The 16,622-nt window shown below is 70.0% G+C and carries 17 protein-coding genes; 10 read left to right on the top strand and 7 right to left on the bottom strand.

The window, feature by feature from the left end; translation table 11 throughout:
• The first annotated feature begins 22 nt into the window (after window positions 1-22).
• Complete coding sequence (locus ACFORO_RS06745) at window positions 23-730, top strand: S1 family peptidase (protein ID WP_377870489.1); 708 nt, start codon at window positions 23-25, stop codon at window positions 728-730.
• A 49-nt stretch (window positions 731-779) separates the two neighbouring features.
• On the opposite strand, the gene ACFORO_RS06740 is transcribed toward ACFORO_RS06745, so the two are convergent.
• The 4 genes from ACFORO_RS06740 to ACFORO_RS06725 are packed head-to-tail and all read right to left on the bottom strand — an operon-like array spanning window position 780 to window position 6,876.
• A complete protein-coding gene (locus ACFORO_RS06740; protein ID WP_377870488.1) occupies window positions 780-4,010 on the bottom strand; it encodes an ATP-binding protein in 3,231 nt (1,076 codons plus the stop codon).
• The gene (locus ACFORO_RS06735) at window positions 4,007-4,633 is read right to left on the bottom strand and encodes a hypothetical protein (RefSeq protein WP_377870487.1); all 627 of its coding nucleotides are present in this window, start codon (window positions 4,631-4,633) and stop codon (window positions 4,007-4,009) included. Before ACFORO_RS06735 ends, ACFORO_RS06740 begins: the two co-directional genes overlap by 4 nt.
• A 56-nt stretch (window positions 4,634-4,689) precedes the next feature.
• Window positions 4,690-6,297 (bottom strand): KGGVGR-motif variant AAA ATPase, encoded by a 1,608-nt coding sequence (locus tag ACFORO_RS06730; protein ID WP_377870486.1) that lies wholly within the window; start codon window positions 6,295-6,297, stop codon window positions 4,690-4,692.
• A 3-nt stretch (window positions 6,298-6,300) separates the two neighbouring features.
• Complete coding sequence (locus ACFORO_RS06725; RefSeq protein ID WP_377870485.1) at window positions 6,301-6,876, bottom strand: TIR domain-containing protein; 576 nt, start codon at window positions 6,874-6,876, stop codon at window positions 6,301-6,303.
• A 190-nt stretch (window positions 6,877-7,066) separates the two neighbouring features.
• On the opposite strand from ACFORO_RS06725, the gene ACFORO_RS06720 reads away from it, so the two are divergent.
• Window positions 7,067-8,035: an SEFIR domain-containing protein gene (locus tag ACFORO_RS06720; RefSeq protein WP_377870484.1), complete on the top strand. Its 969-nt coding sequence runs from the start codon at window positions 7,067-7,069 to the stop codon at window positions 8,033-8,035.
• Window positions 8,036-8,409: 374 nt separating this feature from the next.
• Here ACFORO_RS06720 and ACFORO_RS06715 read toward each other — a convergent pair whose 3' ends face one another.
• Both ACFORO_RS06715 and ACFORO_RS06710 read right to left on the bottom strand, forming a co-directional pair.
• Window positions 8,410-9,315: a serine hydrolase gene (locus tag ACFORO_RS06715; protein WP_377870483.1), complete on the bottom strand. Its 906-nt coding sequence runs from the start codon at window positions 9,313-9,315 to the stop codon at window positions 8,410-8,412.
• 4 nt (window positions 9,316-9,319) lie between these two features.
• Window positions 9,320-10,204, bottom strand: coding sequence for a LysR family transcriptional regulator (locus ACFORO_RS06710; protein WP_446681601.1), 885 nt, complete (start codon window positions 10,202-10,204; stop codon window positions 9,320-9,322).
• Between the two features lie 105 nt (window positions 10,205-10,309).
• On the opposite strand from ACFORO_RS06710, the gene bla reads away from it, so the two are divergent.
• The 7 genes from bla to ACFORO_RS06675 all read left to right on the top strand — a co-directional run bounded on the left by bla (window position 10,310) and on the right by ACFORO_RS06675 (window position 15,185).
• On the top strand, window positions 10,310-11,206 hold the full coding sequence (bla, locus tag ACFORO_RS06705; protein WP_377870481.1) for a class A beta-lactamase: 897 nt from the start codon (window positions 10,310-10,312) through the stop codon (window positions 11,204-11,206).
• On the top strand, window positions 11,203-11,724 hold the full coding sequence (locus ACFORO_RS06700; RefSeq protein ID WP_354743390.1) for a D-alanyl-D-alanine carboxypeptidase family protein: 522 nt from the start codon (window positions 11,203-11,205) through the stop codon (window positions 11,722-11,724). The genes bla and ACFORO_RS06700 overlap by 4 nt, the downstream gene beginning before the upstream one ends.
• Window positions 11,725-11,857: 133 nt before the next feature.
• Window positions 11,858-12,610 carry a hypothetical protein gene (locus ACFORO_RS06695; RefSeq protein WP_377870480.1) on the top strand — a complete coding sequence of 251 codons (753 nt, stop codon included), beginning with the start codon at window positions 11,858-11,860 and terminating at the stop codon, window positions 12,608-12,610.
• A 169-nt stretch (window positions 12,611-12,779) separates the two neighbouring features.
• Window positions 12,780-13,514 carry a hypothetical protein gene (locus ACFORO_RS06690; RefSeq protein WP_377870479.1) on the top strand — a complete coding sequence of 245 codons (735 nt, stop codon included), beginning with the start codon at window positions 12,780-12,782 and terminating at the stop codon, window positions 13,512-13,514.
• Between the two features lie 40 nt (window positions 13,515-13,554).
• Window positions 13,555-14,280, top strand: a complete 726-nt coding sequence (locus tag ACFORO_RS06685; RefSeq protein WP_377870478.1) for a maleate cis-trans isomerase family protein — start codon at window positions 13,555-13,557, stop codon at window positions 14,278-14,280.
• A 54-nt stretch (window positions 14,281-14,334) separates the two neighbouring features.
• Window positions 14,335-14,697 (top strand): VOC family protein, encoded by a 363-nt coding sequence (locus ACFORO_RS06680; RefSeq protein ID WP_377870477.1) that lies wholly within the window; start codon window positions 14,335-14,337, stop codon window positions 14,695-14,697.
• A 32-nt stretch (window positions 14,698-14,729) separates the two neighbouring features.
• Window positions 14,730-15,185 carry a MarR family winged helix-turn-helix transcriptional regulator gene (locus ACFORO_RS06675; RefSeq protein ID WP_377870476.1) on the top strand — a complete coding sequence of 152 codons (456 nt, stop codon included), beginning with the start codon at window positions 14,730-14,732 and terminating at the stop codon, window positions 15,183-15,185.
• Here ACFORO_RS06675 and ACFORO_RS06670 read toward each other — a convergent pair whose 3' ends face one another.
• On the bottom strand, window positions 15,186-15,758 hold the full coding sequence (locus ACFORO_RS06670) for a hypothetical protein (RefSeq protein WP_377870475.1): 573 nt from the start codon (window positions 15,756-15,758) through the stop codon (window positions 15,186-15,188). It lies immediately after the preceding gene.
• Window positions 15,759-15,887: 129 nt separating this feature from the next.
• On the opposite strand from ACFORO_RS06670, the gene lexA reads away from it, so the two are divergent.
• A complete protein-coding gene (lexA, locus tag ACFORO_RS06665; RefSeq protein WP_377870474.1) occupies window positions 15,888-16,541 on the top strand; it encodes a transcriptional repressor LexA in 654 nt (217 codons plus the stop codon).
• Window positions 16,542-16,622: the final 81 nt, after the last annotated feature.

The raw sequence follows: 16,622 nt of genomic DNA, 5'->3' as shown, positions 1-16,622 counted from the left end.
TACCCACCGGAGATGATCACCCGTGCGAATCGCGCGTACCGCCGCAGTCCTGTCCGGCCTGGCTTTCGCCGCCGTCGCCGCGGCCTCCCCGGCCGTGGCCGCTCCCGCCCAGCCCGCCATCATCGACGGCAGCACCGCCGACTCCCTGCACTCCGCCGCCCGCATGTTCGCCGGCGGCCAGGAACTCTGTTCCGCCACGATCGTCGCGCCCGACTGGATCCTCACCGCCCGCCACTGCACCCAGGGCGCGGGCGGCAAGCAGATCACCTTCCACATCGGCAGCCTCGACCAGACCCAGGGCACCGAGGTCTCCGCGACGTCGGTGCACGACTCCCCCGACGCCGACATCTCGCTGGTCCAGATCGACCAGAAGGTGCAGACCGAGTACGCGCCGCTCGGCATCGCGAGCGACGTCAACGTCGGCGACACCGCCCAGGTCTACGGCTGGGGCGCGACCTGCACCGACCAGCCCGAGATCAACTGCCAGTCGCAGGTGCTGAAGGTGGCGAACGTCTCGGTCACCTCGGTCAACTGCCCGGACGGCGCGGCCGGCGTGTCGGTGTGCGCGAACCGCGGCGACGGCATCACCGCGGGCGGCGACTCCGGCGGCCCGATGTACGCGAACGGCAAGCAGGTCGGCGTCGCCTCCACCAGCGACCGCCAGTCCTACACCGCCTACATCAACGTCACCCAGTACCGCGACTGGATCCAGTCGGTCGCGGGCGTGTGACCAGCGGCGGCCCGGACCCGGACGGATCCCCGGGTCCGGGCCGCTTTCCTCATCCCTCCCCTTTTCCCTCCCCCGTCCTTGCCCGCGCGAGCACCTCCTCGAGGCGCAGCGGGCTCGCCGGGTGGTGGCTCAGGCACAGCGGCGTCGACACCCGCCGGAAGCCGAACGCCTCGCCGGACACGTAGAACTGGGCCCGCTCCAGCCGCGAGATGTCCGCCACCGGGCTCCCCTTCGCCCGCGCCATCTCGTTCGCCGCGGCGATCTGCGCCGGGCTGTTGAGCCGCCCGAAGAACTGCGTCGTCGCGTTGCCGGCGATCTGGTTGTGCAGGCCCTTCGGCGCCTGCGTCGCGAACAGCAGCCCCAGCCCGTACTTCCGGGCCTGCGCGGCCAGCACGATCGTGCTGCGCGTGCTCGCGGTGAGCGAACCCGACGCCGCGAGCGTCTGCGCCTCGTCCATCACGAACAGCGCGCCGAGCGGCCGGTCCCCCGCCGGATTCCGCTTGATCCACGCGAACAGCTCCATCTGCAGCTGGTTCACGAAACTCTGCCGCTGCGCTTCGGACGGCAGCCCGGCGAAACTGATCACCGAGATCCGGGCGCGCTTGCCGTCCGCCGGGGTGAGCAGCAACGCCGGATCCACCGGTGTTCCGGTCCCGGCGAACAGCGGATCGTTCACCATCGCGGCCTTGAGCAGCTCCGCGACTTCAGCGGCGATTTTTCGGCCGCCGTTGAGATTCGTGACGCCTTCGGGAAGATCGCCGAGGACGTCGATCAGCTCCGGCAGGCTTCGCGACCCGGTGCGGGCGTGGTGCACGATCGTCTGCCGCAGCACGGCCAAGCCGATGTCCGCCTTCGCGGTGCTGCCGGTGAGGCGGGCCTGCGGCGCGAGAGCGGCTACTGCGACCTCGACCGCCGCGGAGAACTCGTCCTCGTCGTCGAGCACGCCCGCGAAATCCGGCAGCGGCTCGAACCCCAGCGGACGCCCGGTGGCGCGGCCCGGTGTCCAGACGACGACGTCGGTGCCTTCGAGGTATCGCTCGGCCAGCTGGGCGTCGTCGGGTCCCCAGCCGCTCGGCGGGCTCGGCCACGCGTCGCCGAGGCGGGCTAGGTCGTTGTTGGGGTCCAGCACGATGGACGACACGCCGAGCAGGGCGCATTCCTCGATGATCCGGCGCAGGAGCACGGTTTTCCCTGATCCGGAACCGGCGAAGACGGCGGCGTGCTTGCGGAGGGCGGAGAGCTCGATGCGAATGGGCTTGCCGGAGCCGGTTTCGGTGCCGAGGGCGAGGGTGCCGTCCGGGGGCGGGTGGGTTCCGTCGGAACGGGGGGCTTGGGTGTTTCCGGTGCGGTGGGAGCGCGGGGTTTGCGCTGGTGAGGGGGTCGGTTGGGGGAAGAGGGACGGTTGGGGCGCGGGCGGCGAGTTCGCTGGCCGCGGGGCCTCCGGCGGTCGGGTCGCTTGCGCCGCGCCGTCGGGACGAGGTGCGGCGTCGGGCAGAACGCCGGACAGCAGCTGGGAACGCCGGGCGGGCCTGCGGTCGATGAGCCACTCGTGGACGTCCGGGCCGCCCTTGACGAACATCTCGTCCAGCGCCCAGAACGTACGGACGTCCGCTTCGGACATCTTGAGCCGCTTCCCCCCGGCGGCTTCGAACGCCCGGAGCTCGGCTTGGGTTTTCTCTCCTTTGGACCACGAGGAGTTCCGGATCAGCACCAGATGCCGATTCCCCGCACCGGCGCGCAATCCCGCCGCCGAACGGGCCTTCCGGAAGCGGCTGAGCACGGCGATCGGGTTCTTCGCCGAGATCGCGCGGAACGCCCAGTGTTCTTCGAGATCTTTGGCTTCGTCGAGGGTGTGGGTGAGCCAGGCGTGCAGCTCGTCCTCGCTGACGCGGGTGTCCCATTCCATTTCGTCGTCGCCGACCTCGGTGATCCAGCCGCGCAAGGCCGCCGACAGCAGCCGGGGCATCACCTCGTCCTCGACCTTGTGGTCGAGCAGCGCCGACGGGTCCGCGTCCGCGCGGAGCTGGTCGAACCAGTCGTCCAGTTCGGCGAAGCGATCGGGCTTCGGTTCCGGGCGCGCGGGCAGCGCCGAGGGCGTGTCCGGATTGAACGTGGTCAGCTCCTGCACCCGTTCCGCTCGCACGCAGGCGTCGATGTGCGCACCGATCCGCTTGAGGATCTCCCGCGGCGTGTTCTCCTCCCACGGCCCGTCGAAGGCCGAGGCCGCGACGGGCCAGGTTTGGTGCGGCGGGGTGAAATCCATGGCCGCATAGGCGAATCCCAGCCGCCGCTCCACCAGCTGCCTGCCGACTTCGGCGTCCAGCACCCTGCCGAGCGTGAGCGTTTCCCGGAACCGGTCAGGCACCGTGTCCGCGGCCTTCCCCTTGATCTGCTGCCAGGTAGCGGGCAGGCAGGCAAGCACGGTGAGCGTCCGCCGGGTGATCTCGCGCAGTTCCATCAGCCCGTCGGCGATCTGGGCGACGAGCAGGTTGTTGTCCTCGCGGTGGCCGACTTCCTTCGCCTGCAGATCGGAAACGGCCAGCAGCGTGTCGAGCTGGTCGACTCCGATCACGACCGGCCCGGTGAGCGCGAGCAGCCGGGTGATGTCGTGCACCTGGTCCGAGGCGGACTTCGGCTTCGCCCTGATCCCCCACTTGCGCCGGGCCCCGGATTTCGATTCCTCGAAGCGGCCGAGGTAATCGTCGCCGACCTCGTTCTGCGTCAGGTCTTCGGCGGCGTACAGCACCAGTGCGCGGGCGGTGTCCGCGCACTCGACCGCGACCTGCCGGTCCAGTTTCCGCAGTCCCATCAGGAACGCGTCGACGTGCGACCGGCTCAGTCCGCGTCCGCTGACCAGCGCCGAAGTGCTTTCCCACGGCACGTCGCCGCGCTCGCACACCCGGCGGACGAAGCTGCGCACCTGCGGTTCCGCCGAGTCGTCCGAGCGCAGCAGGCCTCGCCGCAGGGCGTCGGCGGTGTCCTCCCAGAACGCGTCGCCCGCGGTGAGATCGTCGAGGAAGAAGTAGCCGCCTGCCCGGTGCGCCGCTCGCCGGACCATGCCGAGCAGATGGGTTTTGCCGACCCCCTTCATGCCCTGCATGACCAATCCGATCGGGCTCGGCCCGTCGCTCGCCGCGGCGTCGCGGATGCCGACGTCGATCGCCGCCATCACGTCGGGGTGCAGACCGTCGACGTGGTACGGCGAATCCCGCCACACGTGGTCAGGCGTGTCCGCCCAGTCGAATCGCAGAGTGGCCAATACCGCCAGGTGTTCGATCATGACGCCTCGATGGAAAGCAGATGATTGTCCTCACCGCCGATGCGCACGGCCGCCTCCTTGTCCTCGGCGGTCAGGGCCTTGCGGTTGGACTCGGGCACCAGATGCGCCTGCCCGGTGCGGCTCAGCTGTTTGAGCACCGCGTCGACCTCGGCGACAGCCGCACCGCCCAGCAACGGCCGCAGATCCGCCAGGCCGACCCAGTCCCGGGGAGAGCGGGCGAGTTTCCGGTACGCCAGCCGGATCATTTCTTCCAGGTCAGCCGCTTGCGGCGCTTCGCTGCCGGTGAACACCTCCTTGAGCGAAACGTTGTGCAAGCGCATGTACTCGAAGAACTTGTTCAGCGCCAGGTAAGCCACCACGGTCAACGTGCTCCGCACCGGCTTCGGCGGCTCCAGCGCGGCCAGTTCGCCCGCGCACCAGTCCCAGCCGTCGTCGGTGAGCTGGTGCACGAACGCGCGGCCGGATTTCCTGCTGCTGACGTACTTCTCGTTGAGCTTCAGCCGGTCCCTCCCGTCGAGCGCGAAGCCCGCCTGCTCGCGCAGCTGCGGGTTCGACATCTCCCGGCCGTGCACCATCAGCGCGATCATCGCCGCGGACTGCTTGTGGCTCAGTCTTTCGTGCATCCGCCGTCCTTCCTCGGGGCATCCCGGCCGCGGTCGCGGGCGGGGCGTTCTGGGGGCTAGCTGCCGGTGACCCGCACGTCGAGCACTTGCCGGGCCCAGGCCAGCGCTTTCCGGACCTCTCGTGGCGGCGGTACCGCAACGGTGTCGTCGCGGCGCGGGCGCAGCAACACGGCCAGGTCCGCGCCGAGTTCCTGCGCGCGCACGTTGTCCCCGGCTCCGACCGCGGCCGGCAGTTCGCTGGCGAACTCGCCAACGAGGTCCCACAGTTCCGGCCGCAGCCGGGCGTGTTCTGCTTGCCGCAGCAGGGAAACCAGGTCGGCCTGGCCGGTGTCGACCAGGGCCCGTCCGGCGCCGATTTCGTCGGCGAGGCTGCGCGCGACCTTCGCCGGACCGGACGCCGGGCCCAGGCGCAGGTGCCGGAGGTTGCCGAGGTAACCGGACAGCTCGCGCGAGTCGGTCCCCTCGGTGAGCACCGGGATCAGCCTGCGGTCCTGGCCGAGCGTGCGGTGCAGGAACAACTCGACCTCCGCGAGCTGCCACCGGCTCGCCTTGCCGTCGATCACCAGGCACAGGTGCCGGGCGTCGGTTTCCGCGCGGCCGAGCCACGACCGGTCGCCCGACAGCGACCGTCCCACCCGGATGCCGAGATTCTCCAGCTCCGCCACCAGGTCCCGGGAGACCTCGAGGTTCGACCGCGGCATGCTGACCTGGATGTCGTAGGCGAAGTTCTGCGTGCGGGTGCGCACCGCCGCCACGTAGGCGTCGCGGTTTTCGGCCAGCAGTTCGGTCCGGTCGCAGGAATGCGCGATCACCGCGGCGACGGTCTCGAGCGCGAACCCGATCTGGTCCGCGCCCGGGCTTTTCTCCAGCAGCACCGGCAATTGCTCGCCGAAGGTCCAATACGAGACGTAGGGCAAGGTGAGGTGGCGCGCGATCACCTCGGGCGGAACGTCCTGGTCCAGCCAGCTGTCGAACAGGCTCCGCGTTTCCTTGAGGCAGATCTCCCGCCAGCTTTCCGACCGGTCGTACTCCTCGCGCGTGTCGAACCGCGAGAGCACGGGCAGCACGGGGAGTTGCGGACGGTCGTACGGCAGGGCGTTCCGCGCGACGTTCGCTCGGTGCGCGACGTCGACCGCGCCGCGGACGCTCTGCATGTTCGCGGTGTAGAGGACGACCAGCCGGTCCGGAAGGTGCGCGGTGCAGATGCTGCCGACGTCGGAGATTCCGGTGCGGCTGTCGAGCAGGACGTAGTCGTAGTCCGACGTCCACGCCTCGCGGCAGCGTTCGAGGTACTCGCCGAAATCCTCGTCGTACAGGCCTTCCCAGTCGATTCCCTGCACCTGTCCCGGATATGCGGGGCCGTCACCGCCAGCGGGGAGGAAATCCAGCGCGCCGGGGACGTTGTCCAGGCGGACCGGGATGATGTGCCGGTTCGGCCGGACCGTGCCGGCCCGGAAGTCCGCGACGAGATCGACCACGCCGCCTTCCGGATCGCCGTCCAGCTTCGGCCGGAAGTACTCGCGCAGCCCCGGTGCTTCGAGATCCCAATCGACGCACAGGACGCGATGTCCCCACCGGGCCAGCAGGACCGCGATGTTGGCCAGCGTGAAGCTGCGGCCGACGCCGCCCTTGTAGGAATAGAAGGTGATCACGACGCCCGCCATCGCTCAGAGCCTCGGAAACCGGGAGGCGGGCGGGGTGTCCGGCCGAGAAGTCAGCACCGGCCAGTCCGGCTGCCACGCCGGAGCCGCGCTGAGCAGTTCCTCGATCTCCGTCGCGATTCCGTTCATCTCGTCGTGGAAATCGATGTACTTGGCCGATACCTGGAATTGCTCGTACGGGTGATTCCACTCGGTCAGGTTCCTCATCCGGCGTTCATGCGCGTACGGCGGGAAGTTTTTCGAATCGCAGTAGATGACCGGATAGATCAGGGTGGCCGGACGGTCGCTTCCGGCCAGTTCTTCGCGGCGTGCCATCGAGGCCCACTCGGCGAGGCGCCACTCGTTGTAGAAGTACTTCGGGGAACACACCGGGACGAGAACCCTGGTGTGCCGCAAGGCAGAACGCAGCTCGTCCGGCCACTTCCCGCCGACCCGCACGGACCCGTCGAAGAACACCCGGACGTCCCGGTCGAGGTTTCCGTCGAGCAGTTCGCACAACCGCGGGTGAAAATGGTTGCGCACCCACTTGGAGATGGCTTCGGCTCGCCGTTCGTAACTGATGAAAACGTCGTAGTGGTACACCTGGGCAGCGCTCCCCGTCGATTTCCGCGTCCGGGCGATCCGACCTCGGCCCCCGACGATACCTTTGGCGCGCGCCGCGACAAGGGACAGATTCTGGACACTTTGTGGCCGAAAACCCGCGCCCGCCCGCCGGGTCCGGCGCGCGCCCCGAAACTGGACCGGCCGCTGCCGCCGGAATTCGAGGAGCCCGATGTCCGCCCCCGCCGCACCCCGGATCTTCATCAGCTACGCCCACGACACCGCCGCCGAGCACTACCGGCAGGTCGGGACCTTCGCCACTTTCCTCCGCGCCCGGATCGGGCTCGACGTCCGGCTGGACCAATGGGACGACGCCTCCCGGCTCGACTGGTCGGCCTGGGCGATCCGCAACATCCTCGCCGCCGATTTCGTGCTGGTGGTCGCCTCGCCGAACTACAAACGGCGGGCGGACGGGGAAGCGCCCTTCGACGAGGGCCGCGGCTCCCAGTTCGAGGCGCGGATCATGCGCGACGCGCTCACCCGCGACCTGGAGCGCGAGACCAGCCGCATCCTGCCGGTGGTGCTGCCGGGCGCTTCGGTCGAGGACATTCCGTCCTTTCTCACCCCGTATTCCACGACGCATTTCCGGATTTCGGAATTCACTGACGACTGCGTCGCCGGACTGCTGTCCGCGATCACCGGACGCAGCCAGAACGAACGCCCGGTGCGCGGGATTTGGCGCGGCGCAACGGATTCCGCGGCCGGACCGGTTCTGGCGACCGAGCTGCCGTGGCGCGAGAAGAGCGCGGACATCACCGCGGGCACAGCGCGGATCGACGGGATCAGCTACGAGCACAGTGTCGTTTTCCGCACCGCCGGGCCGACTTCCGGCGCGTGGGCGTTCGCCGAAATCGATCTCGGCGGTTCCTACGCGCATTTCACCGCGGTCGCCGGCGTGCTCGACGACGCCGAGGACGCGGCTTTCCAGACCGGCCTGTTCTGCGTCCGGCTCGACGGGGAAATCCGCCACCTCGACCATTCCGCGTTCGGCAGCCCGCGGCACACCGAACTCGACGTCACCGGCATCCGACGGCTGCGACTGGAGATCCGCCGCCCCGCCGCGGGCGTCTCCCCGGCGGGCCCGGCCGCCGCCGCGACCCGCCCGGCAGCGCTGGCCTGGGGGAATCCGACCCTGCGCTGACTCCCCGGCTCAAGTCCGTGAGGGGAACCCTGAGGGAATCAGAGTCCCCCGGAGTTCCCCTCACGGACATCTATGCGGCAGGTGTTTCCTCCTTTCGAGGAAACAGGAAACCCCTTGTCCGCCCTCGTTCCCGGATCGCATTCTGGGTGCACGCCGCTCGCTCCGGGCGGTTCGCCGAGAATCACGGAAAACCGGAAAACCGCGAATTGACGCTCTTTCGCGGCGGGGATTTTCCGTGCCTGGATCCGGGAGGGAGGTGCGCGGAAATGCAGACGCACGGAATCGTTCTCATCCTCACGCTGCTGGGCCTGGTCTGACGGAAGAACCGGCCGGATTCGCCGCGAGGGCGGATCCGGCCGGACCCCGGCACCCGCTCAGCCGCGAGCCCGCAGATGGTCCCGCAACGCCCGCGCGACCCGCGCCATCAAGATCTCCGCCTCCGGCTGGATCGCCGCGGGCACCCGGGATTCGGTCAGCGCCGCGACCGCGAACGACTGGCCGTCCGAGTGCTCCACCACCCCGATCTCGTGCCGCAAGTTCACCAGAGTCCCCGTTTTCGACGACCACTTCGCGGAATCCGACGCGAAATCCGGCGCAAGCCGTTGCCGCAGCAGGTTGTCGCCCATCAACTCCCGCACCCGTGCCGACACGTCCGGATCGATCTTCGACGGCGTCCACAACGCGGTCAGCAGGTCGGCGAACGCACGGGCCGAACCGGAGCTCGCCCGCGAAACATCCAGCTGCCGCACCGGATGGCCCTGCCCCTCGGTCACCGCGCCGATGGCGAGCGAGTGCGCGAGATGCACGTCGGCCGCGGCGAATCGTTCCACCGGCGTATCGCTCAGCTCACGCACCGAATGCCGCACCGAGATGCCGGTGATGCCCCAGTCGCGCACCGTCCGCGTGACCTCCGCGGGCGAGGTGAGCGCGAACAGTTCGTCAGCAGCGGCGCTGTCGCTGATCGAGGAAGCCAGGTACATCAGGTCGGCCACCGCCACCCGCGCCGGATGGCGGAAGCGCGACAGCCCGGTCGGCCCCGCCGTGTCGATGCGGTCGGGTTCGATCTCCACCTGGTGCGCGCCGTCCAGTTCGCCGCGCCGGATCCGGTCCTGCGTCACCGCCACGAGCGGGACCTTGACCAGCGACGCGGTCGCGAACTCCAGGTCGGGCTCGATCCCGACCTCGCGGCCGGACCCGAGGTCCCGGACGAGGAACGAGCCGCGCAGCCCGCCTTCGTCGAGTTCGTCCCGCAGCCGCGCCAGCAGCGCCTCAGTGTTCACGGCGTCAGTCTGCCGCAACGCTCGCGCCGAGACACCGGGCGATCGCGGCGCGCAACGGCGCCCGCACCCGGTCGACGTCGTCGCCGAGCCCGGCCGCCACGTCGTACCCGCGCGCGAGCCGGACGCCGCCCACCGGACGCCACGCCAGCCCCAGTTCCCGCGCCTGGTCAGCCGAGCACAGCAGCAGATCCGCGGACCCGATCACGCTCGCCGCGGCCGTCGTCAGCGTCGCCGCGACCTCGACCTGCGCGGGCAGCAGCCCGGCCGCGTCCCGTGCGCGGAACACCCGGTCGCGGACGTGCGGCACGTCGTCCTCCGGCTGCACCCACACCCGGCGGCGCGCACCGGCCGCCCGGCCCGCGCGCAGGGTTTCCAGGTGCACCACGGCTTCGTCCGGCTCGGCCTCGCCGGCCAGCCCGAGCGGCACCGTCCACACCCCGTCCTCCGGCGGCACCGCGACGAGCGCGGCCCGCACTTCCTGCGTCCGCACCAGCTCCGCCCGCTCAGCCGGCCCGGCGACGCGAAACTCCAGGAACACCTCGACCGTCCGCGCCTGCGCCTCGAGTTCGGCCAGATCACGCGTGGTCGATGTATCCGGGACCGCCAGCCGCAACGGCCGCCGACGCGCGCGCTGAGCGTCGTGTTCCATCGCCTCGGCAAGCCGGACCAGACGTTGCGCGGACGGCAGCAGATCCCGCCCGAACGGCGTGAGCCGCGCGCGCCGCGTCGACCGGTCGAACAGCCGCTCCCCCAGGTGCCGCTCGAGCGCGGCGATCCGGCGGCTCGCCACCGGCTGCGGGATCTGCGCGACCGCCGCGCCGCCGGTGAAGCTCCCCGCTTCGGTCACGCTCACGAACGCTTTGCAGCTGCCGACCAAGTCCACGACCAGAGCTTATGCCAGATTCGCATCATCTCGCACAAAAGTGTCTTGGCCCGCATGAACCGGCCGGGGGCACGCTCTTGAGGAGTTGATCGACTTCGGAGGGAGAACCCCGTGTTCCGCAGGCTGACCCTGGCCGCGTTCGCATTGGTCGCGCTAGCCTCATGTGCCACACCAGCAACACCGGAATCCCCGGCGAGCGCGGCACAGTCCGCCGCGCCGGTCGCGGCCAAGACCGTCGTCCAGCCGGATTTCGCCGCGCTGGAAAAGGCTTTCGACGCCCGGCTCGGCGTCTACGCGGTCGACACCGGCGACGGCCGCGAGGTCGCCTATCACGCCGACGAGCGCTTTGCCTACGCATCAACGCACAAGGTGTTCAACGCGGCAGCCATCCTGCACCGCGGGGACGACCTGAACCGGACGGTCACGATTCGGCAAAGCGATCTCGTGCCCAACTCCCCGATTACGGAGAAGCACATCGGGGAGCAAATGTCGTTACTGAGCGTCCTCGACGCTGCGCTGCGTTACAGCGACAACACGGCGGATAACCTCATGTTCCGCGAAATCGGCGGTCCCGCCGGGCTGGCCGCGGAGGTCCGCAGGCTGGGGGATACGGTCACCCACGTGGACCGCATCGAGCCCGCTCTCAACGAGACGAGCCCTGGTGACGTCCGGGACACGACCACCCCGCGAGTCTGGGCCAAGGACCTGCGCGCCGTCGCGCTCGACTCGGGACTCCCGGCGGACAAGCAGGCCGTGCTCACCAAGATCATGCGCGCCAACACCACCGGCGCGAACGTGATCCGCGCCGGCGTGCCCGCGGACTGGCAGGTCGCGGACAAGACCGGGTCCGCCGACTACGCCACGCGCAACGACATCGCCGTGGTATGGCCGCCGAACCGGGCCCCGATCGTGCTCGCCGTGCTGTCCGACCGCCCGCGGAAAGACGCCAAGACCGACGACAAACTGATCGCGCAGGCCGCTGCCGCGGTCGTGAAGGCCTTGCAGTGACCGGAATCTACCGAGTGATCACCCACGTGCTCGCGGTGCTTTTCGTGCCCGTCGCGTGGGTGGTCGCGCGGGGCCGGGCTCGGCACGTCGCGTGCCAGTGGGCGCTGGGGGCCCGCTACCCGGCCGAAAACCTCGCCGGGCTCACGCCTGACACGTACGCCGCGTTCACCGCGGCGCGCACCGAAGCCTTGTGGCGGCACGGAATCCTGCTCGGCCTGACGTCCGGCCACCGCGACGCCGCCACGCAAGCGGATCTGTTCCACGCCGAAGTGCAGCGCGCCGGTTCGCACGAACTCGCCCTGCACCTCACGCTCCCGCCCGCGCAATCGCAGCACGTGCAAGGCGTCGCGCTCGACGTGCGGCCTTACGAAGGCGCGCAGTGGCTCGAAGTCCACGGTGGACGGTTCGGCCTGTATCGCGTGTACGACAACGAATGGTGGCACTTCGAGTACCACCCGAACGGCCGCCCGCAACGGCTGCCGCACCCCGGTTACGCGACGACCCGCGCGGCCAGCTGAGGCTGACTAGTCCACAGTGGACCCGGAAGTCACGGATACGTGACGAAACCGGGCAAGCCGTAACGAACCTCCGCATCGGGCGATAAGCGGATGTGCCCGGGGGTGTCCTGGGTCTGTCCCGAACGGAAATCGTATGATTCGCCCGGTCTCGAACCGTCTCTTCCTGCGCTATGGCGCCGTCGCGGCCGCCGCCGCGCTCGCGTGCACCGCCTGCTCCGGCTCCGGCGGAAACGCCGCGCAGCCGCCCGCCGCCGCCAGCCCGGCCGCGAGCTCTTCGGCCGCGCCGGCCGCCGCCGCGCCCGACGCCGCGACCGTCGGCGAAACCGTCAAGGCCGCGATGAAGAAATCGACCGCGGTCCACGTCAAGGGCTCGAAGAGCGAAGACGGCAAGATGAAGGTCGACATGCAGTTCAACAAGGACAGCGTGAGCGGCTCGATCGAGAAGGACGGCGTCGAGGTCCCGGTGCGGCGCGTCGGCGACAAGGTCTGGATGCGGTTCAGCAAGTCGCTGACCAAGGAGGCCGGCCTGCCCGCCGAGGCCGCCGCGATGGTGAACGACAAGTGGGTCTCGCTCGACTCCCAGCTCGGCCAGGGTCTCGGCGAGGCGTTCAAGCTGTTCCTGGACTACGACGTCTTCATCGGTTCCATGGCCGACGACGCCGACAAGCCCGGCTACTCCGCGGCCGAGCCCGCCGACGTGGCGGGCGCCCCGGCGCTGCGCTACAAGAACGGCAGCCGGACGATCTTCCTCGAGGCCGCCGGCTCGCACCGGTTGCTGCGGCTGGAGTCCCCGTCGGAAGGCACGATGGAGTTCAGCGGCTGGGACCAGCCCGTCCCGGCTCAGGCCCCGCCCGCCGCGGAGATCTACTCCGGCCCCGGCTCCTGATCGGACTCCCCTCGCGTTCCCGCGCCGCTCGGGAACGCGAGGCCGCCGTCCACTGTGGATCCGGATCACGGATCCATGACAGCGGCGGACAAGCCGTAACGGACGGGTGGACCAGGCGATAAGCGGATGCGCCCGGGGGTGTCCCGAGCCTGTCCCGAACGGAAATCGCATGATTCGCCCGGTCTCGAACCGTCTCCTCCTGCGCTACGGCGCCGTCGCGGCCGCCGCCGCGCTCGCGTGCACCGCCTGCTCCGGCTCCGGCGGAAACGCCGTCCGGCCGCCCGCCGCCGCGGCCGCGAGCTCGCCCGCCGCGCCCGCTTCGCCGTCCGCCGACCCGCTCGACCCCGCGGCCATCAAGGCCGCGATGAAGAAGGCGACCGCGGTCCACGTCAAAGGCAGCGACGGCGGCACGACGTTCGACATGCAAATCAACAGGGACAGCGTGAGCGGCTCGATCTCGAAGGACGGCGCGGCGGTGCCGCTGGTCCGCGTCGGCGACAAGGTCTGGATCAAGTTCACCCGCGGGATGGCCAAGATCTCCGGGCGGCCCGCCGGGGCCCGCTCGCCGCTGGACGACAAGTGGGTGTCGATGGACTCCCCGATGGCTCAGGGATTCGGCGAGGGGCTCAAGCTCTTCCTGGACTTCGACGTCTTCGTCAGCGGCATGGCCAGCGAAACCGACCAGCCCGGCTTCGGGACGGGTCAGCCCGCCGACGTGGCAGGCACCTTGGCGCTGCGGTACGAGAACGACAGCACCACGATCTTCATCGAGGCCGTCGAACCGCACCGCTTGCTGCGGCTGGAGTCCCCGAAGCAAGGCACGATGGAGTTCAGCGGCTGGGACCAGCCCGTCCCCGCCAAGGCCCCGCCCGCCGCGGAGATCTACTCCGGCCCCGGCTCCTGAAGTTCTGCCAGCCGGGCGAACGAGTGCGACACTGCCCGAGATGATCGGTCTGCTGTATCCCACTCGCGATTGCGCCGAAGACGACTTCACCGCCCTGGCCGGGTGCCTGGACGCCCGGCCAGGCGTGGAATTCGCCTACGTGCCCTGGGCCCGGCGCGTCGTCGAGCGGGAAAACGTCCAGAACGCCGTGCGCGAGCTGAGCGAACCGGACCGGCTGGTCGCGACGGCGGCGAAGTTCACGACGTCGCCGCGCGTGGTCAGCTGGGCGTGCACGAGCTGCAGTTTCCTCGACGGCGTCGCCGTGGCCAAGACGCAGACCGACGCCTTGACGGACGCGCTGGATATCCCAGCGAGCAGCACGTCGCTGGCGTTCCTCGCGGCCGCGCATCGGCTCGGTTTGGAGCGGATCGCGCTCGCCTCGGTGTACGCGCCCGAAATCACCGACGCGTTCGCGGCATTCCTTGCCGAGGAAGACATCGCCACCGTGCACGCCGTGTCGGCCGACGCCGGTTCGGACCGCGACCTGGCGACCTGGGACAGCGCCCAGATCCGCGACCTGGTCGATTCCGCGGCTTCTTCGGACGCCCAGGCCGTCCTGCTTCCGGAGACGGCCCTGCACACCGCGCCGCTGCTCGCCGAGCTCGAGAAACTCGCCGGAAAACCCGTGCTCACCGCGACACAGGTGACGCTGTGGCACTGCCTCACCCTGCTCGGCCGCCCGGCCGCCGGACCCGGTCTCGGTGCCCTTCTCGCCCACCCGCATTAATTGTCCACTATGGACAGACGAGTACCCGGGCCGGATCGCGGGTAGCCATCGATCATGAGCAGCAACCTGATCGCCGTCACCGTCGACTGCCGGGACGCCGACGCGCTCGCCGAATTCTGGCGGGAAGCGCTGGGCTATCCGAGGGCCGAGCGGTGGCCGGACAGCCATGGACTCACCTACGTCGAGCTGAAAGCGCCGGGCCGGCCGTCGCTGTTGTTCCAGCCGGTGCCCGAAGGGAAGACCGGCAAGAACCGGCTGCACCTGGACATCGCGCCGGACACAGTCGAGCAGCGCGACGAGGCGGCCCGCCTCGTGATGCTCGGTGCGAGAGTCGTGGAAGATCCGGAAAACGACCACTGGATCGTGCTGAAAGACCCGGAGGACAACGAATTCTGCGTGCTGCCCCGGCGGTGCTGACCCGCGTCCGGCCGAGGGCTACGATCTTCGCCGTGCCCGACTCCCGAGTGCCCGCGCAACCCGACCTCGGGATGCTCGCCGGGCGGCTGCTGTTCGCGGTGCAGCGGGAACTGTTCACCGCGCTGGCCGCCGAAGGCTTCGGCGACCTGAGCCCGCGCCACGGCGCGGTACTCGCCTACCTCGGCCCGGACGGTGCGCGCGCGACGGAGCTGTCCCGGCTGTCCGGACGGCGCAAGCAGGTCATCGGCACGATGGTCGACGAACTCGAAACGCTCGGCTACGTCGAACGCCGCCCCGACCCGGCCGACCGGCGCGCGAAACTCGTCTGCCCCACTGAGCGCGGGTCGGCCATGATCGGGGCCTCGACCCGCGTTCTGGCCGCGATCGAGGACCGCCACGCCCAGCGGCTCGGGCGGGGCGAGTACGCGGAGTTCAAGCGGGTGCTCGCCGAGGTCACCGACCAGCAGCGGCATTTCGCCGGGCAGTGATCACTGGCCCGGCCACCCCTGGTGCGGCGGGCCCTGCGGAGGCCATTGGCCCGGCATCGGCTGCTGCGGATACGGCTGCTGAGGTCGCTGCGGGTACGGCTGCGGCATTCCCGGAGCGCCGTACTGCGGCGGATACTGCGGCATCGCCGGAACCGGTGCCCCGTAAGGCATCCCGTAGCCCACGGGCGGAGGCGTCTTCGCCGACACCGCGGGCAGCCACAGCACCACCGCCAGGACAGTCATCACGCCGAACGCGACGCTGTCCAACCAGGAATGGGAAAGGAGCACCCCGGCGAGCGAGCACAGCAGCTGGACCGGCGCGCCCCACAGCAGAATCCGGCCGACCGATTGCCGTCGCGCGAAAATCATCCCTATGCCGACGAGCACCACGATCGCCAGCACCAGGGACAACGCGAACAGGTAATCGGAGGCGCTGACGCGGCTTCCGCCGCTCACGATTTCCCCGACCGACCAGATCCCCCCGCGTACCGCGTAAATCTCCAGCACCACGAGCAACACCGCCACCGCGATGCCGATCCCCGTCACCTTCGGCCGTTCCCTCGGCTGAGTCATCCCCGGTCCCCTCCGTCACCCTCCGGAGGGACAAGCCTACCAACCGCATCCGCAGTCCACAGTGGAGCAACCGCGGGAACAACGCCCCCGGCCCCCGCGACCGGCCCGGACGCCCTCTACGATCGGCCCGTGACCGCCTACGACGACGTCTTCGACCACCTCGACGCTTCGGCCCTGCCCGAACGGCAGCAGCACATCCTCGCCACCATCCGGGACTGGGTGGGCCAGCACGGCTACTCGCCGAGCACGCGCGAGATCGGCGAAGCGGTCGGACTGCGGTCGACGTCCTCGGTGTCGAAGCATCTCGCCGCGCTGGAGGACAAGGGATTCCTGCGCCGCAGCTCGACGATGTCGCGGCCGATCGACGTGCGCGCCTTCCTCGGCGACGCCCCCTCGCGCGACGGCGGCGACTCCGTGCCGGTGCCGGTGGTCGGCGACATCGCGGCGGGCACGCCGATCTCCGCGCTGGAGCACGTGGACGACGTCCTGCAGCTGCCGCGCGGGCTCACCGGCCGCGGCACCGTTTTCGGGCTTCGCGTGCGCGGCGATTCGATGATCGACGCGGCGATCTGCGACGGCGACATCGTGGTGGTGAAGCAGCAGCACGAGGCGCATTCCGGGCAGATCGTCGCCGCGATGATCGACGAGGAGGCGACGGTGAAGGTCTACCGCCGCCGCGACGGGCACGTCTACCTCGAGCCCCGCAACCCGGCCTACGACGTGATCGACGGCGACCGGGCCGCGGTGCTCGGCGTGGTCGTCTCGGTGCTCCGCAGCATGTGACCCCGAAGGTCCGTGAGGGGAACCCTGAGGAACTCAGAGTCCCTCAGGGTTCCCCTCACGGACTGCGGGTGACCCGAGGGG

It is taken from the genome of Amycolatopsis halotolerans, assembly GCF_042647905.1.
Lineage (GTDB): Bacteria > Actinomycetota > Actinomycetes > Mycobacteriales > Pseudonocardiaceae > Amycolatopsis > Amycolatopsis halotolerans.
Note: the sequence above shows the minus strand (reverse complement) of the source record. Positions and strands in the feature narration are given on the sequence as shown.

Coding starts and splice junctions, on each gene's coding strand:
- ACFORO_RS06740 (WP_377870488.1), bottom strand. CDS start 4,010: ATGATCGAACACCTGGCGGTATTGGCCACTCTGCGATTCGACTGGGCG.
- ACFORO_RS06735 (WP_377870487.1), bottom strand. CDS start 4,633: ATGCACGAAAGACTGAGCCACAAGCAGTCCGCGGCGATGATCGCGCTG.
- ACFORO_RS06730 (WP_377870486.1), bottom strand. CDS start 6,297: ATGGCGGGCGTCGTGATCACCTTCTATTCCTACAAGGGCGGCGTCGGC.
- ACFORO_RS06720 (WP_377870484.1), top strand. CDS start 7,067: ATGTCCGCCCCCGCCGCACCCCGGATCTTCATCAGCTACGCCCACGAC.
- ACFORO_RS06695 (WP_377870480.1), top strand. CDS start 11,858: ATGATTCGCCCGGTCTCGAACCGTCTCTTCCTGCGCTATGGCGCCGTC.
- ACFORO_RS06690 (WP_377870479.1), top strand. CDS start 12,780: ATGATTCGCCCGGTCTCGAACCGTCTCCTCCTGCGCTACGGCGCCGTC.
- ACFORO_RS06685 (WP_377870478.1), top strand. CDS start 13,555: ATGATCGGTCTGCTGTATCCCACTCGCGATTGCGCCGAAGACGACTTC.
- ACFORO_RS06680 (WP_377870477.1), top strand. CDS start 14,335: ATGAGCAGCAACCTGATCGCCGTCACCGTCGACTGCCGGGACGCCGAC.
- ACFORO_RS06670 (WP_377870475.1), bottom strand. CDS start 15,758: ATGACTCAGCCGAGGGAACGGCCGAAGGTGACGGGGATCGGCATCGCG.